This is a genomic window from Rhodococcus sp. USK13, from assembly GCF_018343855.1.
Taxonomy (GTDB): Bacteria; Actinomycetota; Actinomycetes; order Mycobacteriales; family Mycobacteriaceae; genus Rhodococcus_F; species Rhodococcus_F oxybenzonivorans.
In genome coordinates this window covers 4,263,924-4,287,135 of sequence record NZ_CP069242.1, presented here as the reverse complement: position 1 = coordinate 4,287,135, position 23,212 = coordinate 4,263,924, and the positions used below count along the sequence as shown (strand labels likewise).

The window sequence follows — 23,212 nt, the reverse complement described above, 5'->3', positions numbered from 1 at the left end:
GCCGGCGGGCGGCCCCTGCCGCCCGCCGGGGCATCAGACCGAGGTGGAGTCGCACGACGCTGTTGTTTGCGGAGCCGTCATCGTCGGTGAGCGAGGTGATCTGGCTGAACGTGGCCGTAGAAAATCATGAGTAGCCCGACAGCCCGATCGACGGGAGAGCGTGTCGTCGTGCAGCAGACTGCGGGCAGGCACCCAGCGGATGCCCCCGTCGGCGAAGACTTCCCGATCTCGACAGGGATCGTCTACGACGGTTGGTAGGACGGCGACGGGCCCAGGCCAGCCGGGAACGGACAGTCTTTGCCAGACTGTCTTCATGAATGCTGTCTGGCCGATGGTGCATGCGGAGCGTGCGGCGCTGATCGATGACCTCACCCACCTCACCGACGACCAATGGGCCCTGCCCTCGCTGTGCGGCGACTGGACCGTGCACGACGTCGCCGCACACCTCATCAACAACGCGAAGACCACCCGACTCGGCATCGTGCGGAACATGGTCCGAGCGCGTTTCGACTTCAATCGCCAGAACGCCCAGGGCGTCGAACGTGAACGCGGCGCCACACCCCAGCAGACGCTCGCCCGACTTCAGCAGGTAGCCAACTACACGTCGACGCCGCCGGCACCGCTCGACAGCAGACTGGTGGAAGAGGTCGTCCATGGCGAAGACATCCGACGGCCGCTGGGCATCAACCGGACGTATCCGTCGGAGGCGGTCGTCAGGTCGTTGCACTACCAGGCGCGGACCCCGGTGTCCCTGGGCGGGGCGAAACAACTCATTGCCCCCGTCCGATTGCGGGCCACCGACGCCGACGTGACGATCGGTGATGGCCCAGAAGTCTGTGGCCCGGCACTCTCCCTGCTCTTGGCGATATCGGGGCGCAAGTCGGCGCTGGGTGACTTGGACGGACCCGGAGTACCTGCGCTGAAGTGATCGCGCCCGTGGCGTCCTCAGCACCAATCCGCCTGCGGAACGACCCGTCCGCGCGCGCAAAGTCGGCCTGGTTGCCCCACTAAAATTCCGGACCAATTCGTCTCTCAGTCAGAGCGTTTCGGCTGAACGACGGCTGCGCGTGCTCGTGGGCGTTATCGTTGCTCGCGTGGGCAAGCTGATCTATTCGTTCCTGGCGTCGCTCGACGGCTACATCGCCGACCGTGCCGGCGCCTTCGATTGGGCCGTCCCCGACGAGGAAGTACTCGACTTCATCAATGTCGCCGAGCGGGAGGTAGGGACATACCTCTACGGCCGCACTATGTACGAGATGATGACTGGGTGGGAGAACGATCCGGCAGTGGCCGCCCAGTCACCCATGAGCGCAGAGTTCGCCCAGATTTGGCAGGCGGCCGAGAAAGTCGTCTTCTCGCGTAGTCTCGACTCGGTTTCCACGACACGCACGCGGATCGAACGCACCTTCGACCCGGGTCTGGTGCGGGACCTCAAGGCCACTACGGCGAAGGACCTCAACGTGTCCGGCGCCACCCTTGCTGCCTCCGCATGGAAGGCACGGCTGATCGACGAGTGCCACCTGTACCTTGCGCCCATGCTGGTCGGTGGCGGTAAGCGGATGTTCCCGGACGACATCCGACATTCGCTGGAACTGCTCGACGAACGCCGGTTCCGCAACGGCATGGTCTTCCTCCGCTATGCCGTAAAGACATGAGTCAACGCTGAGGGTTCCAAGCCAGGTGGTGACAAATTATGTCGAAGCCTTTGCGCGAGAATGATTTGTGAGCCGCACGCCGGGAGTGCCCGGTGTTCAGGTGCAGTTGGGCGCAGCCACGAAGGCCGGTTTGTTCCTGGAGGTGCTCGAGTTGTTTGGCTCCCAGCCCCGTGCCACATCGTTCGGGTAGTGCGATGAGGTCGGCGATCAGGACGGCTCACTCTTTCACGGCCTCGCGTCGGCGAAAGCCCCCGATCGGCAAATGGGAAGGCGCTCCCCCGCCTACCCGCATCCGAGAACCGACCACGCCTTGCACATACAACCAATCGGTTGTATATTTCGAGTGTGTCAGAAAGAGATGAGGATCAGGCCGATGCCCTGTTCCACGCGCTATCCGACCGAACGAGGCGCGACATCATGCGTCGCGTACTGGCCGGCGAGCATTCCGTCTCGGCACTCGCAGCGAAGTACGACATGAGCTTCGCTGCGGTACAAAAGCACGTCGCAGTCCTCGAGAAGTCCGGTTTACTCGTGAAACGACGCAGTGGCCGTGAACAACTCGCCAGGGGCGATGTCGAAGCAGTGCGCGCGGTGTCGTCCATGCTCGTCGAGCTGGAACAAGTCTGGCGTGGGCGGATCGCACGCATCGACGAACTGATCGCAACGCAACCTCAACGGAAGGAATGAACGATGCCTGTCACCAATGTCAGCCACGACATCGATGCACTGACCCTGACCATCACCGCCGAGTTCGCGGCGCCTCGGGAGCGAATCTGGCAGATCTATGCCGATCCTCGCCAGCTCGAGAAGATTTGGGGTCCGCCGACGTACCCGGCAACAGTGGTCGACCATGAGTTCACCCCGGGCGGTCGGGTCACCTATTACATGACCGGCCCCGAGGGCGACAAGCATGCGGGCTACTGGAATATCATTTCCATCGATGAGCCGACCGGCTTCAGCTTCACCGACGGATTCGCCGATGCGGATTTCAGCCCGATCGAATCAATGCCAGTGTCCACCAACGATTTCTCCTTCCGTGAGGAGGACGGCAGCACCATCGCCACCTACGTGAGCACCTACGCAACTGCCGAAGGTCTCCAGCAGGTGCTCGACATGGGCGTGGTCGAGGGTGCCTCGCAGGCGATCGGCCAGATCGACGACCTCATCAAAAGTTGAGGCTGCCTGGTCACCACAGTGGCCGATCTCGTCGCCTCGCCTTTCACGTGCGAGGCGACGAGCCGGCACCACGAGTTGCATCGTTCAAGTTGCACGAACCTCAGATGCGGCGCATCACCGATACCACCTTGCCCAGGACGACTCCGTCGTCACCGTCAATCGCGGCATAGGCGGAATTGCGGGGCTCGAGGAAGACGTGGCCGTCGCGGCGCCGGAGCACCTTGACTGTGGCCTCGCCATCAATCATCGCGGCGACGATCTCGCCGGAGTGGGCTTCGTCCTGGCGGCGCACCACGACGACATCGCCATCGCAGATCGCGGCGTCGATCATCGATTCGCCGCGCACCCGCAAGCCGAAGACGGTGCCGGAGCCGACGAGCTCGCGAGGGAGTGTCAGTGTCTCATCGGCGTGCTCTTCCGCGAGGATCGGTGCGCCGGCGGCGATGTCGCCGACCACCGGTACCGTCACATTGTTGTCGGACGAGCGACCCTGCTTCGTCTCGGTGAGGAACGGGCGCACGTCCAATTGCCGAGCCATGGCCGAACCCCGGCGAAGAAAGCCCCTCTCCTCGAGACTTTTCAGATTCTTGGACACCGACGACGTCGACCGCAGGCCCACCGCATCCCCGATCTGCCGGGTGCTCGGCGGGCATCCATGTGCAGCCACCCAGTCCCGGATCGTTGCCAGGATCCGCTGCTGGCGGGGTGGCAGGGTGGAGGCGTCGAGGCCGCCGAACATGTCGAGATCGTCGTAATCGGTCACCGGAGAATGGTAGGGGGTGGCCACTGATCGCCGCGAAGGCCTCTACTTCTCTCCCTAATTGCTCCGGCCGCATTTCCACGCCGGACGACGGCTAACGTGAACCAATGAGCAGTGCCGCCGGACCGCCCGTTCGCGCGCAGAGTGGCGTCAAGCCGAACAAGCCTCCCGGACCGATCCATCTGGCTCTGACCGCTGCCTCACTGCTGATCCTGGTGTGCATCTACTACGACTGGTGGCCCTCTCGCTACGGCACGTCGAGTTGGGCCGATCCGATATTGTTCGGTGCAGCGGTGATGCTGATCCTCGCCGCCCTAGGGCCGGTGTGGGCAGTGAAGACCTTGTATGTCATCGGCCAAGACCGGCGGTGGTCATGGTGGATCGCGGCTGCGCCGGCGGTCCTACTCGTCGCTGTCGTCACGGTGATGCTGGCACCACGGCCGTCGTTCGACGACACCCGGGCAGAGTTCGAGCGGGTGGCGCTCGAGTTGCTGGCAGATCCGGAGCCGCTCCACAGCCATCTCGAGATCGGCCGGTTCGATATTCGCACCGCCATGTCGGGCGACGATGGCGTGGTCTACTTCATCGAGGACGGCGGACTCGGACTGACGGTGAGCAGCGGTTGGGCGTACAGCCCGCGCGGTGTGCCCGCCGGGTTCGATGATTTCACTGCGACTCACCTGGGCGGGCCGTGGTACAAGTTTATTTCAGTGTGGCGAACCTGACCGCCCACCCTGTCCCACATCGTATCCAGCCTCGCGACGAGGATTTCCGGCAGGTAGCGTCCGAACTACGGTCACCGTGGCATCTGCCCGGCTTCGACAACCGTTCGCTCCCGACGAGCGCCAGAAACGCATTCTCGTCGAGGGAGCTGCGCTCGGCGAGCTCCTGGTCCGCAAGCCGGTTCGGACGCGATCGATCGGCTCGTGGCCGACCCGCGGGTCGTCGTCGATGATTCCGACAGGGAACCCCCGTACTACTCCTGCGTGGACCGCTGACCCTCTCAGGCATGCAGGGTGGGCCGGTAGATGAGCTCCTGGATGTTGCCGTCGAGTGTCCGGCTCTCGATCAGCTCGAGGTCGAAGTCGGCCGCACCCTGGAATATCGGGTCCAGCCCGGTCTGACCGGTAATGACGGGGAAGATCGTCACCTGGACGCGGTCGACCAAACCGGCGGCCATCAGCGCTCGGTTCATCGACAGACTGCCGTGTGAGCGCAACGGCACCTCGGACTCCTCCTTGAGCCGGGCGACGACGTCGACGGCGTCACCGCTCACGAGAGTCGCGTCCGGCCAGTCGAGCCGTCCTTCCAGGGTGGTCGATACCACCGTTGCCGGCAGACTCCTCATCCGGGTGACCCATGGATCACGAACCTCGGACTCTTCCGTGCTCGAGGCCAACATCTGCGCGAACGCGCGGTAAGTGTTGGCGCCGAACACCATCCGCTGCTCGGTGCCGTACAAGGCGAGGCGGTGGTCGAGCAGCTCGGGGCCTTGCTTGCCCCAGTAGCCGGTCCAGTTGCCGCTGGCGGCGCCGAAGCCGTCGAGGCTGGAAAAGACGTCGAAGGTGTAGGTGGCAGTCATGATGCGCTCCTCGGGTGCGGTCGATCGGGCATGTGGATACAGACTGGAACTTTCGGCGAAACTCATCACGCTCTGTCCCACGGGAAGTCCGCGCTGCGACGTTATTCCGTCCACCCGACCGATGAATTCCGGTTCGTCTTGCAGTCTGCATTGATGAAGGTTCCTTCCGCACCTGTGGGAGGCTCGAGATCTGATGACAAGGAGCGTGAACGCCGTGGACCGAGAGAACGTCTGCGCCACCGTGGTTGTTGCCGCTCCCGCCACCAGGGTGTTCGCGCTGCTGGCCGACCCGAGGACCCATGCTGCGATCGACGGCACCGGTTGGGTGCAGGACGCTGCCGACCAGGCGCCGCTGACCGAGGTGGGGCAGATCTTTCGGATGGACATGTATCACCCCAACCACCCGAACGGTGACTACAGAGTGGCCAACCAGGTCCAGGTGCTCGACCCGCCGAGGGCCATTGCCTGGCGGACCGGGCAGGAGAAGGACGACGGTCAGCTGGAGTTCGGCGGCTGGGTCTGGCGTTACGACCTGGTGCCGCTCGGTCCGTCCGATACCGAGGTCACGCTTATCTACGATTGGTCGGCGGTGCCGCACTACATCCGGGAGTACCTCCAGTTCCCGCCGTTCGGTCCCGAGCACCTCACCAACTCGCTGCATCACCTGGCAGAGCTGGCGGTACTCACTCCCGACGCCTAGGCATCTGCCGGTCGCCCCGTAAAGTCGGCCGGCTGTCGATGGCGAGTTGCAGCGAATACCGAAACGCTCTTGCATGGGACGGACGGCAGAACAAGTGGCGTCGCTCCGTGGCCGCGACGGCGTCGACGTTGCGGTGAGTACGACACCAAGTCCTGATCGGAGTGGTAGATGCCGGCGTCCGCGCTTATGCCGTGTCGGCCTTCTCGACCGCGTCACGAGTGAGATCAGTCAATTTTCCGATGTTCTCGGGCATTAGCCGGGTAGCCGGCCGAGGTCACGCCGATGACATACTCGCCTGCGAGAGCGCCGTATCCGATGTGCGTTTCTTCACCCTGCGTGACGGCGCCGGCAAACGCCTTCTCGCCCACACCGGATGGCGTCGGTAGCGCTACGAAACCCTGAACCACTTCGCTTTCGTCGATCGCTTGCTCGAATGCGGTCGATGCGGAGTCGGGGATCGAATACTGATCGACAGACACGGTGACCCGCCTGCCGTCAGCGCCTTCGTAGATCACCATTCTCGTCGCCTCGGGGACACCGGCAGCACTGTCGTTCGCACTGGTCGTGGCCTGTCGATCTATCTCCGGGAAATACTTCTGAACGACTTCCAGCCCGACCAGGACCTCCTGAGGCACGAGGTTCGTGGTGGAGGTCGTCGCGTCCTGCTGCGATTCCCCACCAGGCTCCGTGCGGTGTTGTCCACACCCGCCCGCCGTCAACACTCCGATCACGACGATCGAGAGAATGGAGAGAGACGCGCGACGGCCGATGCGGCGCGGCCGGTATTTCTCCGTTGGTTGCGCCACGCCGGGAACAAGCATGACACCAAGTATCACCGCTCCCCCGTCCTCGGACCGCGCTTCGTTGGACGAATGCTCAAATTCGGTGCCAATGCGATTGCGGTCGGAAGATCCCTTTGGAAACCTCGAAGAACAGGTGTCGACCGAACAACGTGGAAGGTGACCTCCGATTCATGATGCTGGCGAATGCCTGTGAGCTCTATAGAGGCACAGGTCTCATCGGTCAGCCGGCGGCCGCTGTCACCAGCCTGGCCTTCGTGGTTGCCGGCGTCGCGGTGATCGCGCGCCGTCGGAACGGTGCGCCGACCGTGATCTACGGCCTGCTCGTCGTCGCCGTCGGTGCCGGGTCACTTGTTCAGCACGGACCCAACCCGTCGTGGCAGGCCTACGCACACGACTTGCCGATCGCAACTCTGCTCGCCTACGTCGCCGCCGAGGCCGCGTCCGACAGGTTCGGCCGTCGGCTGTCGCCCGGGTGGTGGCTCGTTGTGCCGCTCGTGATGGTTCCCACCGTGGCTGCCGGATCGACTGTATCCACAATCGTGCAGGCAATGCTCGCCGCGCTCGCTATCGGACTGAGCATGGAACGCGCGCGCGTCCATCCGCAGTTGCGGCGCGCGACGGTCGTCGCGGCAGTACTTCTGGCGTCCGGCGCCCTGCTCGGCGCCCTCGGTGACCGGACGCCGATCTGTCGGCCGAGCAGTGTCGTTCAGGGACACGCGCTGTGGCACGTTCTGGCCGCCGCCGGATTATGGCGACTCGCGTCCACGATCGGTGCATCCGCCGAAAAGGCGCCGAGACGCCCGGAATCGGATTCACCGCCGACCAGTTCCGACGGCACCTTTCGTCGACCGCCGACGTGACGGGCGTAGCCCCGCGAGTGAGAGAAAGGCGCGGTGAATCAGGACTTGACGAAGACGGCGTTGATCACGACACGGGTGGCGAGGCGCGAGCCCTTCTTCGTGTAGGTCATGCCCCAGTTGCTGCGGTCGAGGAGTATTTCGGCGCTGACCGTGGCGGTGTCGTCGGTGGCGACAACCTCTGCGGGCACGGTGAGCGGTCGAGTCTGCCCGTGAACGGTCAGGTCGCCGTCGAGATGTACGTGTCCCGGATCGGCTGGTCGCGATTCTGCCGCGGTGAAGACAATGGTGGGGTAGTTCTGGACATCGAAGAAGTCTGCGGAGCGCAGGTGCTCGTCGCGTTTACCGTTCTTGGTATTCAGCGAGGTGGCGTCGACTACCAGCCTTCCGGTGATACCTCCGTCGTCACCGACCGTTGCGGTGCCCTCGACGGTGTGGAAGCTGCCGGTGACCCCGAAGATCCACAATCCCTTCGTGTGGAAGGTGATCGAGGTCCGGAAGGTTCCAGAGTCCAGGACCCGGCGAGCGTAGACAGTTGCGGGGCGGACTCCATGGGAGATGTCATGTGTACCTCCGGTAGGTGATGATCGGTAGCCAGACACGGTTTCGCGAGAGCGCCGGGGCGTCACGACAAATCGGTCTCGGCTGGACTCCATCCCCAACGAACACCCTCTGGCAAGCATGCTAGCTGCGGGGCCGACTGTCTCGTGGAAGTTCTGGAGGTAGCCGCAACCGAGTGCCGGCTGAGACCATTACGTGTGTCCTACGAGAGGAGACGAACGATGACAGCGTCCGATCCACAGGTCACCACCCGCGAGCAATGGCTCATCGCGCGGCGCGAGCTACTCGCACAGGAGAAGGAGCTGACCCGACACCGCGACCGGGTCAACGCCGCCCGACGCGCGCTACCCATGGTCGAGATCACCAAGGAGTATGTATTCGACGGTCCCCACGGCAAGGTCGAACTCGAGGACTTGTTCGACGGCCGCAGTCAACTCCTCATCTACCACTTCATGTTCGAACCCGACGCCGACGAAGGTTGCCCGTCCTGTTCGTTCACGATGGACAATGTGGGCGACCTCCGCCACCTGTACGCCCGGGACACCTCGTTCGCGGCCGTGTCACGCGCACCGCTGCTCGAGCTCGAGCGCTACCGGCAGCGGATGGGTTGGGCCCTCCCCTGGTATTCCTCGCACGGCAGCGACTTCAACTACGACTTCCACGTCACCCTCGACGCGGCGGTCGCACCGGTGGAATACAACTACAAGGATCAGGCCGAGCTGGAGCGGATGAACCCCGCCTGGAAGGGCTGGTCCGGCGAAGAGCACGGTGTCAGCGCCTTCCTCCGCCACGGTGATCGAATTTTCCACACCTATTCCGGCTACGCGCGCTCGACCGAAACGCTCCTCGGCACCTACCAGTGGCTCGACCTCACCGCCCGCGGCCGGCAGGAGGACTGGGAACAACAACCCCGGCGCGGCGACGACCCCGCCATGAGTTGGCTGCGCCGCCACGACGAATACGAAGCAGACGTGATCGCAGGAGCGAAGAGCCCTGAGTGACCTGCCCGGTCATTCCACGGAGGCGTCGGAACCGTCGAAGGCGTCGAGGATCTGGGCCGCGGCCAGCGCCGCTGTCAGGGAACCGTCACGCACTTGTTGCTCGACCTGCCCGCGAATGTCCTTGACCCGCGGGTTCGATGCCAGTCGACGTAGCAGCTGATCGTGGACCATGGTCCACGTCCAGTCGACCTGCTGGCGACGACGGTTCTCTTCGAATCGTCCGGCCTCGCTGAGCACCTCACGGTGATGCTGGACGGTGTTCCAGAACTCCTCGAGCCCGACACCTTCGAGACCGCTCATCGTGATGACGGGCGGCTTCCAGATGGCGTCGTGGGGGTAGATCAGCCGCAGTGCACCCGCCAATTCGCGGGCAGCTCCCTTCGCTTCGCGTTCGTGCTTGCCGTCGGCCTTGTTGACGGCGACGAGGTCGGCGAGCTCGAGCACACCCTTCTTGATGCCCTGCAACTGGTCACCGGTCCGGGCGAGAGTGAGGAAACAGAAGCAGTCGACCATGTTCGCAACCGTCACCTCGGACTGCCCGACCCCGACCGTTTCGACCAGAATGACGTCGAAACCGGCTGCCTCGAGGAGCACGATGGTTTCCCGGGTCGCCTTCGCGACACCGCCGAGGGTGCCCGAGGTCGGCGACGGCCGGATGTAGGCGTCCTTCTCCACGGTCAGCCGCGCCATGCGGGTCTTGTCGCCGAGGATCGACCCGCCGGTGCGCGTCGACGACGGATCCACCGCGAGGACCGCCACCCGATGACCTTTCCCGATCAGGTACATCCCCAGTGCGTCGATGAACGTCGACTTGCCGACGCCGGGCACACCGGTGATACCCACCCGGTGCGCGTTGCCCGACTCCGGAAGCAGTTCGAGGAGCAGACGCTGCGCCGCCTCCCGGTGGTCGGTGCGTGTCGATTCGACCAGCGTGATGGCCTTCGCCAGGCCGGCGCGCTGGTTGGCGCGCACGGTCTGGGCGAGGGCATCGATGTCGACTGGAGGGCGCCCCATGCTATTCCGGGGTGCCCGTCAGGTCGTGCCCGAGCTGGGCGGCCAGCTTCTCGAGCAGACCGGTGGCCGCCTCGGCGATCACCGTGCCGGGCGGGAAGATCGCGGCGGCGCCCGCCTGGTAGAGCTCGTCGAAGTCGCCGGGCGGAATGACACCGCCGACCACGATCATGATGTCGGGACGCCCCACCGCCGCGAGCGCATCCCGCAGTGCAGGCACCAAGGTGAGGTGACCTGCAGCCAACGACGACACACCGACCACGTGGACGTCGTTGTCGGCCGCCTGGTTAGCGACCTCTTCCGGGGTCTGGAACAGCGGTCCGACGTCCACGTCGAAGCCGATGTCGGCGAAGGCGGTGGCGATCACCTTCTGTCCGCGGTCGTGCCCGTCCTGGCCCATCTTCGCGATGAGGACACGCGGGCGGCGGCCCTCCTCCTCGGCGAACTTCTCGACGAGTTCCGTTGCGTTACTGATGTTGTCCACCTTCCCGGCCTCGTCCCGGTACACCCCGCTGATGGTGCGGATCTCGGCCTGGTGACGTCCGAACACCGTCTCGAGTGCGTCGGAGATCTCGCCGACGGTGGCGTGCGCACGGGCAGCGTCGATGGCGAGCGCGAGCAGGTTGTTCTCCATGCCGCCCTCCGACGAGGCAGCGGCGCGGGTGAGCTCGGCGAGTGCCGCCTGCACCGCGACGGGGTCGCGTTCCTCACGCAGGCGTGCGAGCTTCTCGAGCTGCTCCTTGCGGACCCGCGAATTCTCGACCTTGAGGACCTCGATCTTCTGATCCTCTTCGGCCCGGTACTTGTTGACACCGATCACCGGCTGACGACCGGAATCGATGCGCGCCTGAGTGCGGGCGGCGGCCTCTTCGATGCGCAGTTTCGGGATGCCCTCGCTGATGGCCTGCGCCATACCGCCGGCCTCTTCGACCTCGGCGATGTGCGCCCGGGCGCGGTTCGCCAGCTCGTGAGTGAGCCACTCGACGTAATGGGAGCCGCCCCACGGGTCGATCGGGCGGACCGTCCCCGATTCCTGCTGCAACAACAACTGGGTGTTGCGGGCGATGCGGGCGGAGAAGTCCGTCGGCAGCGCCAGCGCCTCGTCGAGTGCGTTGGTGTGCAGAGACTGGGTGTGCCCCTGCGTAGCGGCCATGGCCTCGACGCAGGTGCGGGCCACATTGTTGTAGACGTCCTGGGCGGTGAGCGACCAACCCGATGTCTGCGAATGTGTGCGCAGCGACAGCGATTTCGCCGACTTCGGCTCGAACTGGGCAACCAGTTCACTCCACAGGAGACGACCGGCCCGCAGCTTGGCGACCTCCATGAAGAAGTTCATGCCGATGGCCCAGAAAAACGACAACCGCGGCGCGAACTTGTCGATCTCCATGCCGGCGTCGAGCCCGGCGCGGAGGTATTCGACACCGTCGGCGAGCGTGTACGCCAGCTCCAGATCGGCTGTGGCACCTGCCTCCTGGATGTGGTACCCGGAAATGGAGATGGAGTTGAACCGCGGCATCTTCGTGCTGGTGTACGCGAAGATGTCCGAGATGATGCGCATCGACGGCTTCGGCGGATAGATGTAGGTGTTGCGGACCATGAACTCTTTCAGAATGTCGTTCTGAATGGTTCCGGCCAGCTGTTCCGGAGCGACACCCTGCTCCTCCGCCGCCACCACATACAGGGCCAGGATCGGCAGAACGGCACCGTTCATGGTCATCGACACACTGACGCTGTCGAGGGGAATGTGGTCGAACAGCTGCCGCATGTCGAGGATCGAGTCGATGGCCACACCGGCCATGCCCACGTCACCGGCGACGCGCGGGTGGTCGGAGTCGTAGCCGCGGTGGGTGGCCAGGTCGAACGCCACCGACAGACCCTTCTGCCCCGCCGCAAGGTTGCGGCGGTAGAAGGCGTTGGACTCGGCGGCCGTCGAGAATCCGGCGTACTGACGGATGGTCCACGGCTGGTTGACGTACATGGTGGGGTACGGCCCACGCACGAACGGCGCGGCACCGGGGAAGCTGCCCACCGGGTAACCCTCGGACTCGGCGGCGTCGCGGTCGGCCTTGGTGTAGACCGGTTTGACGTCGATTCCCTCGGGCGTGGACCACACCACCTGTTCCGGGGTGTAGTGGTTCGCCGCCGCGGCGGCGGCGATCAATGCGTCCGTCTGTTCCGCGGTCGGTGCGGCCGGCTGCGGAAACTGAGGATCCTCCAGCGGCACGTCGGCGAAGCTGCCGATCGTGTGCTTGACCTCGCGAGTAGTCACTTCTTGCTCCCTGTGTCGCCCGAGGTGTTCCCCGCGCTCTCGATGATGTCGAGCAGATCGGACAGGACCGAGACTGCATCGATGCGTGCTGTGACGAATCCGTCGGGACGGGCTGCCCCGTCCACGTCGGCAACGACCTTCTCCGGACCCGCCAGGAGAACGGTGCCCACACCCGCAGCGCGCAGTTCCTCGACCGCGGCCGCGGCGTCGGCGGTGTACCGCTTGTCGGTACCGCAGATCACCGCGATACCGGCCCCGGACTGTGCCGCTGCGGCCGCGATGCTGCCGTCACCGACCGCGAGGGGTCCGGGATTGACTGCGGCGATGCCACCCGATGCCAGCAGGTTCGTGCTGAAGGTGGTGCGCACGTTGTGTTCGGCGACCGGTCCGAGCGGAGCCAGGAACGCGGTGGGCCGGACCCCGTGGGCCGCCAGATAGCTGTCGGAGCGGTCGCGGAGCCGTTCGAAGGCGGCGGCGTATCGCGCCACCCGTCCGGTGTCCGCGGCACCGGGAGGCAGTGGCGCCTCCTCCAGATTGGGATACTCGTTGACCCCGGTGACCGCGGTCTTGCGGTGTGCGATGTCCGATTCGCGTTGCGCCCGCGTCGAGTTGATTCGCTCGGTGATCTGTCCGGCGTCCAGGCCCGCGAGATATCCGCCGGCCGACTCGATCTGCTGGAAGAATTCCCACGCCTTCTCCGCGATCCGCTGCGTGAGATCCTCGACGTACCACGATCCGGCGGCGGGGTCGAGCACGCGGCCGAGGTGCGATTCCTCGAGCAGCAACAACTGGGTGTTGCGGGCGATCCGATCGGCGAAGGTCTGCGAGACCCCCAGCGCCCCCGCGGGCAGCGCGGCATCGAACGGCAACACCGTCACCGCGTCGGCACCGCCCACCCCGGCGCCGAACGCGGCGAGGGTGGTGCGGAGCATGTTCACCCACGGATCACGCTGCGACATCATCGCGGCGGACGTGACCGCATGCTGCGGCGCGCCGCCGAAGTCGGAGGCACCGCATACCTGGGCGATCCGGGCCCACACCAACCGGGCGGCGCGGAACTTGGCGATGGTCTGGAACTGGTCATCGGTCGCCGCAAACCGGAAATCGATCTGGCCGAACGCTTTTCCGATCGGCAGCCCACCCGCGGTGAGCGCCCGCAGGTACTCGAGCCCGGCGGCGACGGACGCACCGAGCTCCTCCGAGTCGGAGGCGCCCGCGTCGTGGAAGACGGTGCCGTCCACGGTGATCGCGCGCACCTGTTCCGGTCGGGTCGACGCCTCGGTGGCCAGTGCCACCGCGTCACCGAGATCGATATCCGTCACACCGGCGAAGGCACTCGTCAGCGGCGCCGCACCGAGGTGGACGCGCACCGTGGTGCGATCGGTGACGCCGTCACCGGCGGACGCACGCGCCTCGAGCAGGGCGAACAATGCACGGGCCGCGGCTGTCACCTCGGTTCCGGCATCGAGGGTGAGCGGGGCGAGGTCGAGCAGCACGCCGTCGAGCGCCGTCTCCAGCGACCTGACGGGCAGCGTGTTCTCACCGACGGTGAGCCAGACCGCGCTGACCCCGTTTTCCAAGGCGTCGAGGATGGACCGGTTGACGTCCGCCGGATCGGCGCCCGCACCGAATCGGGCGCTGACGAGCCAGCCGGAGTTGACGTCCCGAGTGGCGTCGACGCCCCGAACGTAAGGGAATGCGCCGGGAAGCGGCTGCTCGGGACGCTCGTCCCGGGGGCTGTAGAGCGGCGCGACGGTCACACCGTCGTAGGTGGTGGTCTCGAGGAGCTTCTCGGGTTCCGGACCGAGGTCTGCCGCGTCGACTCGCCGCGATTTCGCGAGGACTCCCGCCACGGAGCGCTGCCAGTCGGTATATGCCCGCGCAGCTTCCTCGGTTTCTGAAGCTAATGACACGGTGTCCGCTTCCTCTCCCTGCATGGCCCTGATGAGCGATCGATCAATATGTTGTGTTGGTGTGATGCTAGCCGCAGACTCCGCTCTCCTATCGTGAGGATCACCACATGATGGATAACCTCAGGTCATGAGCATGACGCCGGAATAGTTCGGCGCCCAGGGCACCGCCATTCATCGGTTCTATCGGCTGACCGTGCCCGTCAGGGGAGATCGTTTTCCGCAGCGAACTACTCCATCGTAGGAGGATGGCCGCCGCCGCGCTGGCCCGAATTCTCGCCCCGCGGGCCGGGGTCGCGCCTGCGTGGCGGCGGTGTCCGGATGGGACGGCTTCCGCTACGACCGTGCTCTCGACTGTTTTCCTCGCACGACCCTTCGCGGTCCGGCCGGGTAGCCTGGTGCCCTGTGAAGAGACGCCTGGGGAACCGCAGGGTCATCGGCGTCGCCGCACTGGCAATCGTGCTGGTGGTCGTCGCGGTGGTGGCACCCCATCCGTCCGTTCTGCAGATCCGGGAATGGGCGCAGTCGGTGGGCCCGGCCTTTCCGCTGGTCTTCTTCGTCGCGCATGCGCTGGTGACGATATTCCCGTTCCCCCGCACCGTGTTCACCTTGAGTGCCGGGTTGCTGTTCGGGGCCTGGCTCGGCATCGCGATCACTGTCGCGGCCGCAACGGTCAGCGCGGTGCTGGCTCTGTATCTGGTGCGCGCCATCGGCCGGGACGTCGTGTGGCAACGCATCTCCAGCCCGACGATCCGGCGGGTGGACGAGCGGATCGCCCGACGGGGGTGGCTCGCCGTCGGCTCTCTCCGGCTGATCGCATTCGTCCCGTTCTCCGTGGTCAACTACTGCAGCGGCGTCTCCTCCATCCGGCTGCTCCCCTACGTGCTCGCCACGGTCGTGGGCATCCTCCCCGGAACGGTGGGGATCGTGGTTCTCGGGGACGCCCTGAGCGGCGAGACGAATCCAGCCCTCCTCCTGCTGTCCGGTGTGTGCGTCGTCGTCGGCATTCTCGGGTTGATCGTCGATTCTCGGCGTCCCCTCGATCGATCCGATGCCGAGGAGTTGCCGCTGACCGAGGGTGTGTCTATCCCTCATCCTTGAACGCGCGATGTCAAGTTACGAGTCTTGACAGACAGGTTTCCAGGTTCTAGCCTTGACGAATGTTCGTCCTCACCGTCGACCAGCGCGGAAGTCGCCGCGACGTCGACCGTGTCGGCGACCTGATCGCCGAACTCGGCGATCACCGCCTCGTCCGCCCGTTTCAGCGCACGGCCGGCGACGAGATGCAGGCGGTCGTGGCAGATCCCGGGACCGTGGTGGCTCTCGCCCTCGACCTCGTCGGTCGCGAACACTGGAGCATCGGCATCGGTGCCGGCGCCGTGGAAGAACCGCTTCCCGACGAGACGCGGGCCGGCCGAGGACCGGCGTTCGAACTCGCCCGCGTCGCCGTCGAGCGGGCGAAAAGTGCCCCGGGCCGGGTTGCGGTGGAGGGTTCCGACACCGACTTGTCCGCGGACGCCGACACCGCACTCACCCTCGTCGCCGTTCTCCTCACCCGCCGTACCGACGAAGGCCGCGAAGCTGTCGCGCAGATGCGGCGCGGGCTCACCCAGACGGAGGCGGCTAAAACACTCGGCATCAGCAAGCAGGCCGTCTCACAACGCCTCGCCACCGCGGGGTGGCAGGTGGAGACGGCAGGCCGCCGACTGGCCGAACGACTCCTACAGAAGGCGGATTCATGACGGCGGTCGCGCTCCTCGCCCTCGGCGTCGCGGCGCTGGCACCGTTGGTGCTTGCCACACAGCGCGTTCCCCGCTGGGTGTCTCAGTGGGCGGCCCCACTCGTCGGGCTTGCCGCCCTCGCCGTGGCCGCGGTCGCCGGCTCCGCCACCACACCGGTGAAGGGTTTCGCACTGGGTGCGACGCTCGTGCTGTGTGCAGCAGCGGCCACCACCGGCGGGGCGCCGATGGTGCTCGCCGCCTTCAGGATCGCCCGGCGCCAGCCCGATTCCGGTGACGACCCCCGGCCCGAGGCGGGCCCATTGCGAGGCGGTCGGGTGATCGGACTGCTCGAGCGTGCCGCCGTCGCCGCCGCGATCCTCGCCGGGTGGCCGGAGGGTATCGCCGTGGTCCTGGCCGTCAAAAGCTTGGCCCGCTACCCCGAACTGCGCGAACCACACGCCTCCGAGCAGTTCATCATCGGCACGTTCACCAGCGTGCTCTGGGCCATCGCCGTGTGCGGCGTCGGGCGGGCGCTCATCACCTAGCCCTGGGCCTCACCGAAAAGCCCTGCGGCACAGAACGATCAACCTCTCGAGGCACTCAAATGCCCGGTGACACTGCCCATCCCACGGTGACGCGAGACCAACCGGAGGTGGGGGTGATTCCACCCCTGGGGTTGATGGAATCCCCCGGCGATGCGGACGAGAGTAGGAATCGTCCACTTCGAGGGAGAAGATCACGTGCATTCCGACTTCGTGTCACACGTTCGAGCTCAGGCCGCCACCTACGGTGAGGAACGCTCCTACACCTACCATCGCGAGGTCGGCCGCGAACTCGTCGAAGAGGTTCTCACCTACCGCCAGTTGGACCAGGATGCGCGGGCGATCGCGTCGTGGTTGTCGACGCGGCCCGAGGCCCACCGCCCGGTGATGCTGCTGTACGTCGACGGCATCGACTTCCTTCGCGCATTCCTCGGCTGCCTGTACGCCGGTGTCGTCGCCGTACCTGCCCCCGTGCCGCACGACGCCCGCAGCATGGCGCGGGTGGCCACGATGTTCGAGGACGCCGACGTCGGTCTGGTGCTCACCACGTCCGCGATCGAAGAACTGCTGACGGCGTGGATCGGCGACTCCGGACTCACCGGCACGGTCGCCGTCGCGTCGACCGACGCCGCCGAACTCGGCGACCCCGACGAGTGGCAGATGCCCGAACTGGACGGCGACACCCTCGCCTTACTCCAGTACACCTCGGGATCCACCAGTGAGCCCAAGGGCGTGATGGTGACCCACGGGAACCTCCTGCACAACGCCGCGGCCATGATCGAGGCCATGTCTGCGGCCATCAGGGACGGCGACGCAGGCAGCGTTGTGGGCTGGCTTCCACACTTCCACGACATGGGGCTGATCGGCATGCTGCTGCTCCCCCTCTACGCCGGCAGCAACCTTGCCTTCATGTCGCCGATGACCTTCCTCAAGCGCCCGGTGCGCTGGTTGCAGTTGATCGATCGCTACCGCGCCGACATCACCGTCGGCCCGAACTTCGCGTACGACCTTCTCGCCCGCCGGATTCCCGACGACCAGTTGACCGGCCTGGACCTCTCCTCGGTGCGGGTCGCTCTCAATGGGGCAGAACCGATCCGCCCCCGTACCCTCGAGGCCGTCCTCGACCGGCTCCGGCCCTACGGGTTCCGGGCGGACGCGTTCTTCCCGGCTTACGGAATGGCCGAGGTGACGTTGCTCGCCACCGCCGGAGCCGTGGGCAGCCCGCCGGTATACCTCGACGTCGACCCGGCCGCACTCGAGCGCAACGAGCTCACCCCGATGGCCGGTGGCACCCGACTGGTGAGCAGCGGCCGCGCATTCGGTGTGGACATTCGCGTCGTCGATCCGGACACCACCGACGAGCTGCCCGAGGGCCGGGTCGGGGAACTGTGGATCCGCGGTGGCAGCGTCACCGCCGGCTATTGGAATCGACCCGCGGACACCGAGGAGAAGTTCCACGCCACCACCCTCGGCGGGGACGGGCCGTTCCTGCGCACCGGTGACCTCGGCGCTTCCGTCGGCGGTGAAATCTTTGTCACGGGCCGGCTCAAGGACCTGCTGATCGTCAACGGACGCAACCTGTACCCCCAGGACATCGAGGAGGCGGTGCGCGAACTGCATCCAGCCCTCACCGGATCGGCCGGAGTGGTGTTCTCCATGGACACCGGACGCCACGAGCGCCTCCTGGTGATCCACGAGGTCAAGACCGGGTTGCTCGATCAGGGTCACGGAGCGAACGACACCGTGACGATCACGGACCTCGCCCGAAAGATCAAACTCTCCGTCGCCCGGGCCTTCGACGTGCCGGCGCCGAGCGTCGTCCTGGTAGATCGGCACGGGGTGCACCGCACCACCAGCGGAAAGGTTCAACGCCGATCGATGCGCGCGTCGTTCCTCGAGAACAGGGTGGATGCGGTGCTGCACGAAGAAATCGATCCGGCGGTCCAGGGCCTCCGCAGCCGAACCGCCACACCTGCACACGCCTGACCTCCACCCCCACCCTCGCCGACAAGGAAACGTCCCCATGCCTGCTTTCGTGAACCCCACCCGCGACCTCACCCCGGCTATCGACTGGCTCACCCGAAGGGTGGCATTCTATACAGAGCAGCCGGTGCACAATGTCGACCCAGACATCCCGCTCGCCGAGCTGGGAATCGAATCGGTGTCTGCGGTGAGCCTGTGCGGCGAGATCGAAGACCAGTGGGAGCTCGAACTGGACCCCACTGTGGTATTCGACTACCCCACCATCGCCGAGATGGCTGTCTTCATCACCACCGAAGTCGAGGACCGGTACGAGAGGGCCGCATGACCGACATCGCCATCGTCGGCCTCGACTGCCGATTCCCGCAGGCAACGGACGCCGACGCGCTCTGGAGGCTGCTGATGGCCGGCGGCGACGGAATCGTCGACGTCCCCGAAGACCGATGGCACGCGAACGACTTCTACAACGAAGCGGGTGGACCGGGCGCGATCAACAATCGTAGCGGCGGATTCCTCAGCGACGCAGACGCTTTCGATCACGAGTTCTTCGGCATCGCCCCCCGCGAGGCCCAGGCGATGGACCCGCAGCAACGCCTGCTCCTGCAGACGGCGTGGCGTGCCCTCGAGGACGCCACCCTGGATCCGCGGGGCCAAGCCGGTTCGAACACCGGCGTATTCGTCGGCGTAATGGCCAACGAGTGGAATCTGCAGATGAGCGACCTCTCGCGGATCACGCCGCAACTCGGAAGTGGCAACGGCTACTTCATGACCGCAAATCGAATCTCGTATCAACTGGACCTCGAGGGCCCGAGTATCGCGGTCGACACCGCGTGTTCGTCGTCCCTGGTCGCCGTCCACCTGGCCTGCGCGGCGTTACGCGCCGGCGAGTGCGAACAAGCGCTCGCAGGCGGCGTCAATATCGCCCTCACCCCCGCCTTGAACGTCTTCTACACCCAGGCCGGGCTGTCGGCGCCGGACGGACGATGCAAACCGTTCAGCGCCAAGGCGAACGGTATCGGCCGGGGTGAAGGTGCCGCCGTGCTCGTGCTGCGCCGCCTCGAGGACGCGCAGGCCGAGCGGTTGCCGATCTACGCGGTGATCAAGGCGAGCGCGGTCAACAACGACGGCCGCAGCAACGGAATCACCGCACCCAACCGGTGGGCCCAACAGCAGGTCATCGGCGAAACCTATCGGCGCGGCGGGGTGACGCCGGACCGCGTCGCGTTCGTCGAAGCGCACGGCACCGGAACCGTGCTCGGCGACATGATCGAGATCAAGGCACTCGGTCACCTCCACGGCGTTCCCCGCCGGCAGCCGTGCGCGATCGGATCGATCAAGGGCAACCTCGGCCATACGGAGGGTGCGGCCGGGGTGGCCGGGGTGATCAAAGCAGCGCTGGCCCTGCACCACCGTGTGGTACCGCCCACCCGCTGCGCGGAGGACGAGAACCCTCGACTTCGACTGGCCGACAACGGGCTCCGTCTCGCAAAGGAGCCGATGAGCCTGCCCGACGGCGACGTCTACGGTGCGGTCAGCAGCTTCGGGCTCGGCGGCACCAACGCCCACCTGCTCCTGGCCGCCGCGCCCGCCGACGAGACCGTCCCGGTGGGCGTCGTCGGCGGCGGCGTACTCACCCTGGCGTCGAACAACAGCGAGGGCCTGCGACGCAACGCCGCCGTCCTCGCCGACCATCTCGCCACCCGCCCCGCTACCGAACTGGCCAGGGTGTGCTGGACCTCCAACCGGGTGAAAGCCTCCGGACGCCACCGCCTTGCGGTGCCCGTACAGGACCGCGACGAGGCCGTGTCCGCCCTGCGCAAGCTTACGACCGACCCCGGCCTGCTCGAGGTGTCGTCCGGAACCGCACGGCCGGTGAGCACCGGCTGGCTCTTCACCGGTCAGGGCGCACAGTACCCGGGAATGTCGCGTCAGCTGCACGAGCAGTCCGCGGCGTACCGACTCGCCTTGGCGGACGTGGACGAGCAGATGGCACCGCATCTGGGCCGATCGGTCCGCGCGCTGCTGCTCGACGCCGGTGACGACGACATCCGTCGAACCGAGTTCGCGCAGCCCGCTCTCTTCGCCGTGGAGTACGCGCTGGCGCGAGTGCTCGCCGAGATCGGCATCGAGCCCGCGTGGCTGGTCGGCCACAGCGTCGGCGAATACGCGGCCGCGGCGTTGGCCGGCGTTTTCGACCTGGACGACGCGTGCCGCCTCATCACCGCCCGGGGGCGGCTCATGCAGCAGTTGCCCGAGGGCGGTGCGATGCTGGCCGTGCGCGCCGCCCGGGAGGAGGTCGCCGATCTCCTCGCCGGTGAACCGTCGGTCGCGCTGGCAGCGGTGAACGGGCCACGGGACCTGGTGCTGTCCGGGTCGGCGGGCGCACTCGAGGTGATCCGAAAGTGTCTGGCCGGGAAGGGTTTCGCGGTCCGGCCTCTCGCCGTCTCCCACGCGTTCCATTCGCCGCTGATGAGGCCCGTGTCGGACGCCTTCGCCGAGGTCGCGGCCGGCTGCACCTACCGGACACCGACCATCCCGATCTTCTCCACCGTGCACGGACGGCTACTCGACGTGGACGAACCGATGGATGCCACCTATTGGACCGACCACATCGAGGCGACCGTGAAGTTCGCGGACGCGGCCACTGCCGCGGTGGCGTCCGAACCGACGCATCTGATCGAGGTGGGACCCGCACGGGTCCTGGCGCCGATCCTCACCCGCGCTCATCCCGAACTCGCCGCGAAGTACCTCCTACCGTGCCCCGGCCCGGCGGCCACCGGTCACGAGCTCACCGACACCGTCGCTGCCCTGTACCGGGACGGTGTCGACCCGAACTGGGATGCGCTCTACGAACCGGGCGCGCGTGTGCGCCGACGACTGCCCGGCTACTCCTTCGCAACCACCGCCCGCTTCTGGACGTCGGTTTCCACCACTGTCGGGGCGACCACAGCGACCGAGGCGGCCGACGCTCAACCGCCCACCACGCCGATCACCGACGCACCGAAAGCCGAGGACTCCACCATGGAGCACCTGATTGCACTGTTCCGGGAGCAGGCCGCCGTCCTCGCCGCCTTCGCTCATAACGGCGCCGACATCTCGACGCCCGCATGGACGACACCCCACGCCGACACCGCCACCCGCGAACGCGTTTCCGGAGAGATTGCCGAGGGAATCCGCGGCGAGGCGGCGCGTGTCAGCGGGTTCCCGGCCGGGTCGTTGCGGACCGCACACACCATCGTCGGCGACCTCGGATTCGACTCGATCATGGTCGCCGACCTCTTCAGTGGGCTGAGGCGAACCTTCCCGGAACTGGTCATCGACCCGGAGTGGTTCTCGCCCTCGACGACCCTCGGCGACCTGATCGACCACGTGACCACGCAGTTGCAACCGGCAACGTCGCCGGCCGCTGCCCCGACCCCCGAACTTGCGGTGGCGTCGGCGGGCCCCGCAACCGCCCCCCGCATGGTCCGGCCCGAGTACCGCATCTCCGACTTTCCCGAGGTCAAGGCACTTTCCGAGCGCCTGACCATGACCGAAGGGTTCGGCGTCACCAACCCGTACTTCCTGATCAACGACGGGGTCACCCGCGACACTTCGATCATCGGCGGGAACGAAGTTCTCAACTTCTCCAGCTACAACTACCTCGGCATGTCCGGCCATCCCGCCGTGGTCGCCGCCGTACAGGACGCCGTCGCCTGCTACGGCAGTTCGTGCTCGGCCAGCCGGCTGCTCTCCGGCGACAAGCCGGTCCACCGCGAGCTCGAGACCGAACTCGCCGCACTACTCGGCACCGAGGACGCCATCGTCCTGGTCAGTGGGCACGCCACCAACGTGACCGTGATCGGGCACCTCGTCGGTGAAGGCGACCTCGTCATTCACGACAGCCTGGCGCACGACAGCATCCTGCAGGGCTGCACACTGTCCGGCGCCACCCGCCGCCCGTTCCCGCACAACGACCATGATGCGCTCGACGCCCTGCTCACCGCGATCCGGCCGCAGTACCGGCGGGTCCTCATCCTCATCGAGGGCGTGTACAGCCAGGACGGCGATATCCCCGACCTTCCCGCCATGATCGCGGTGAAGAAGAAGCATCAGGCGCTGATGATGATCGACGAGGCGCACAGCATCGGGGTGCTCGGGGCAACCGGCGGCGGTATCGGCGAACATTTCGGTGTCGACCGCGGTGATGTCGAGTTGTGGTCCGGCACCATGTCGAAAGCCCTGGCCGGCTGCGGCGGATACGTAGCCGGGAGTTCCGAGCTGATCCAGTTCCTCAAATACACCACCCCCGGCTTCGTCTACAGCGTCGGCATGACACCCATGAATGCCGCGGCATCACTGGCCGCGATTCGTCAGATGCGCGCCCAGCCGGAGGTGCTCGACCTGCTGCGACACAATGCGCAGCTGTTCCTCTCACTGGCCACCGAGGCCGGCATCGATACCGGTGACACGCGGGACACGCCTGTCATTCCCTGCATCGTCGGTGACTCGCTGAAAACGCTGAAGTTGTCGAACAGGCTGCTGGAGCGCGGAATCAACGTGAACCCCATTCTCTATCCCGCCGTACCCGAGGACCTGGCGCGGCTGAGATTCTTTGTCACCTCGTGCCACTCCGAGGACCAGATCCGCTACACGGTGAAAACTCTGGCCGAAGAACTCGCTGCACTCCGGGACGGCGACTAGT

The 23,212-nt window shown here is 66.2% G+C and carries 22 protein-coding genes; 15 read left to right on the top strand and 7 right to left on the bottom strand.

Features of this window, described 5'->3' with window-relative positions; genetic code table 11:
* The first annotated feature begins 126 nt into the window (after nucleotides 1-126).
* The 5 genes from JQT59_RS37745 (at nucleotide 127) to JQT59_RS22225 (ending at nucleotide 2,831) form a co-directional block, all read left to right on the top strand.
* Nucleotides 127-258, top strand: coding sequence for a hypothetical protein (locus JQT59_RS37745; protein WP_283254007.1), 132 nt, complete (start codon nucleotides 127-129; stop codon nucleotides 256-258).
* Nucleotides 259-313: 55 nt separating this feature from the next.
* A complete protein-coding gene (locus JQT59_RS22240) occupies nucleotides 314-928 on the top strand; it encodes a maleylpyruvate isomerase family mycothiol-dependent enzyme (protein ID WP_213572022.1) in 615 nt (204 codons plus the stop codon).
* Nucleotides 929-1,094: 166 nt separating this feature from the next.
* Nucleotides 1,095-1,655, top strand: a complete 561-nt coding sequence (locus tag JQT59_RS22235) for a dihydrofolate reductase family protein (protein WP_213572021.1) — start codon at nucleotides 1,095-1,097, stop codon at nucleotides 1,653-1,655.
* 345 nt (nucleotides 1,656-2,000) lie between these two features.
* Nucleotides 2,001-2,342, top strand: a complete 342-nt coding sequence (locus JQT59_RS22230; RefSeq protein ID WP_213572020.1) for an ArsR/SmtB family transcription factor — start codon at nucleotides 2,001-2,003, stop codon at nucleotides 2,340-2,342.
* A 3-nt stretch (nucleotides 2,343-2,345) separates the two neighbouring features.
* Complete coding sequence (locus JQT59_RS22225; RefSeq protein WP_213572019.1) at nucleotides 2,346-2,831, top strand: SRPBCC family protein; 486 nt, start codon at nucleotides 2,346-2,348, stop codon at nucleotides 2,829-2,831.
* Between the two features lie 100 nt (nucleotides 2,832-2,931).
* Here the strand turns inward: JQT59_RS22225 and lexA are convergent, their stop codons facing one another.
* Nucleotides 2,932-3,570, bottom strand: a complete 639-nt coding sequence (gene lexA / locus JQT59_RS22220) for a transcriptional repressor LexA (protein WP_249354654.1) — start codon at nucleotides 3,568-3,570, stop codon at nucleotides 2,932-2,934.
* 128 nt (nucleotides 3,571-3,698) lie between these two features.
* On the opposite strand from lexA, the gene JQT59_RS22215 reads away from it, so the two are divergent.
* The gene (locus JQT59_RS22215; protein ID WP_213572017.1) at nucleotides 3,699-4,316 is read left to right on the top strand and encodes a DUF1109 domain-containing protein; all 618 of its coding nucleotides are present in this window, start codon (nucleotides 3,699-3,701) and stop codon (nucleotides 4,314-4,316) included.
* 278 nt (nucleotides 4,317-4,594) lie between these two features.
* On the opposite strand, the gene JQT59_RS22210 is transcribed toward JQT59_RS22215, so the two are convergent.
* Nucleotides 4,595-5,173 (bottom strand): dihydrofolate reductase family protein, encoded by a 579-nt coding sequence (locus JQT59_RS22210; RefSeq protein WP_213572016.1) that lies wholly within the window; start codon nucleotides 5,171-5,173, stop codon nucleotides 4,595-4,597.
* 205 nt (nucleotides 5,174-5,378) lie between these two features.
* Here JQT59_RS22210 and JQT59_RS22205 point away from each other — a divergent pair, with 205 nt between their 5' ends.
* Nucleotides 5,379-5,873 (top strand): SRPBCC family protein, encoded by a 495-nt coding sequence (locus JQT59_RS22205; RefSeq protein WP_397517634.1) that lies wholly within the window; start codon nucleotides 5,379-5,381, stop codon nucleotides 5,871-5,873.
* A gap of 224 nt (nucleotides 5,874-6,097) precedes the next feature.
* Here the strand turns inward: JQT59_RS22205 and JQT59_RS22200 are convergent, their stop codons facing one another.
* Nucleotides 6,098-6,694, bottom strand: a complete 597-nt coding sequence (locus tag JQT59_RS22200) for a hypothetical protein (RefSeq protein WP_249353726.1) — start codon at nucleotides 6,692-6,694, stop codon at nucleotides 6,098-6,100.
* A gap of 152 nt (nucleotides 6,695-6,846) precedes the next feature.
* On the opposite strand from JQT59_RS22200, the gene JQT59_RS22195 reads away from it, so the two are divergent.
* On the top strand, nucleotides 6,847-7,536 hold the full coding sequence (locus JQT59_RS22195; RefSeq protein WP_213572015.1) for a hypothetical protein: 690 nt from the start codon (nucleotides 6,847-6,849) through the stop codon (nucleotides 7,534-7,536).
* Nucleotides 7,537-7,574: 38 nt separating this feature from the next.
* Here JQT59_RS22195 and JQT59_RS22190 read toward each other — a convergent pair whose 3' ends face one another.
* Nucleotides 7,575-8,189, bottom strand: a complete 615-nt coding sequence (locus JQT59_RS22190) for a YceI family protein (RefSeq protein WP_283254006.1) — start codon at nucleotides 8,187-8,189, stop codon at nucleotides 7,575-7,577.
* A gap of 126 nt (nucleotides 8,190-8,315) precedes the next feature.
* Between JQT59_RS22190 and JQT59_RS22185 the strand changes: the two genes are divergently transcribed.
* The gene (locus JQT59_RS22185; RefSeq protein WP_213572013.1) at nucleotides 8,316-9,095 is read left to right on the top strand and encodes a DUF899 domain-containing protein; all 780 of its coding nucleotides are present in this window, start codon (nucleotides 8,316-8,318) and stop codon (nucleotides 9,093-9,095) included.
* 9 nt (nucleotides 9,096-9,104) lie between these two features.
* Here JQT59_RS22185 and meaB read toward each other — a convergent pair whose 3' ends face one another.
* The 3 genes from meaB to mutA are packed head-to-tail and all read right to left on the bottom strand — an operon-like array spanning nucleotide 9,105 to nucleotide 14,288.
* On the bottom strand, nucleotides 9,105-10,109 hold the full coding sequence (gene meaB / locus JQT59_RS22180; protein ID WP_213572012.1) for a methylmalonyl Co-A mutase-associated GTPase MeaB: 1,005 nt from the start codon (nucleotides 10,107-10,109) through the stop codon (nucleotides 9,105-9,107).
* Nucleotide 10,110: 1 nt separating this feature from the next.
* Entirely contained in the window at nucleotides 10,111-12,375 is a 2,265-nt protein-coding gene (gene scpA / locus JQT59_RS22175) for a methylmalonyl-CoA mutase (RefSeq protein WP_109330158.1), read from the bottom strand.
* Complete coding sequence (gene mutA / locus JQT59_RS22170) at nucleotides 12,372-14,288, bottom strand: methylmalonyl-CoA mutase small subunit (protein ID WP_213572011.1); 1,917 nt, start codon at nucleotides 14,286-14,288, stop codon at nucleotides 12,372-12,374. The genes scpA and mutA overlap by 4 nt, the downstream gene beginning before the upstream one ends.
* A 402-nt stretch (nucleotides 14,289-14,690) precedes the next feature.
* Here mutA and JQT59_RS22165 point away from each other — a divergent pair, with 402 nt between their 5' ends.
* The 6 genes from JQT59_RS22165 to JQT59_RS22140 all read left to right on the top strand — a co-directional run bounded on the left by JQT59_RS22165 (nucleotide 14,691) and on the right by JQT59_RS22140 (nucleotide 23,211).
* The gene (locus tag JQT59_RS22165; RefSeq protein WP_249353724.1) at nucleotides 14,691-15,386 is read left to right on the top strand and encodes a TVP38/TMEM64 family protein; all 696 of its coding nucleotides are present in this window, start codon (nucleotides 14,691-14,693) and stop codon (nucleotides 15,384-15,386) included.
* A gap of 59 nt (nucleotides 15,387-15,445) precedes the next feature.
* A complete protein-coding gene (locus tag JQT59_RS22160) occupies nucleotides 15,446-16,027 on the top strand; it encodes a hypothetical protein (protein ID WP_109330161.1) in 582 nt (193 codons plus the stop codon).
* A complete protein-coding gene (locus tag JQT59_RS22155; RefSeq protein ID WP_213572009.1) occupies nucleotides 16,024-16,551 on the top strand; it encodes a hypothetical protein in 528 nt (175 codons plus the stop codon). Before JQT59_RS22160 ends, JQT59_RS22155 begins: the two co-directional genes overlap by 4 nt.
* A 150-nt stretch (nucleotides 16,552-16,701) precedes the next feature.
* Complete coding sequence (locus JQT59_RS22150; protein WP_249353722.1) at nucleotides 16,702-18,534, top strand: fatty acyl-AMP ligase; 1,833 nt, start codon at nucleotides 16,702-16,704, stop codon at nucleotides 18,532-18,534.
* Nucleotides 18,535-18,571: 37 nt separating this feature from the next.
* Entirely contained in the window at nucleotides 18,572-18,856 is a 285-nt protein-coding gene (locus tag JQT59_RS22145) for an acyl carrier protein (RefSeq protein WP_213572008.1), read from the top strand.
* Complete coding sequence (locus JQT59_RS22140) at nucleotides 18,853-23,211, top strand: type I polyketide synthase (RefSeq protein WP_213572007.1); 4,359 nt, start codon at nucleotides 18,853-18,855, stop codon at nucleotides 23,209-23,211. Before JQT59_RS22145 ends, JQT59_RS22140 begins: the two co-directional genes overlap by 4 nt.
* Nucleotide 23,212 lies beyond the last annotated feature (1 nt).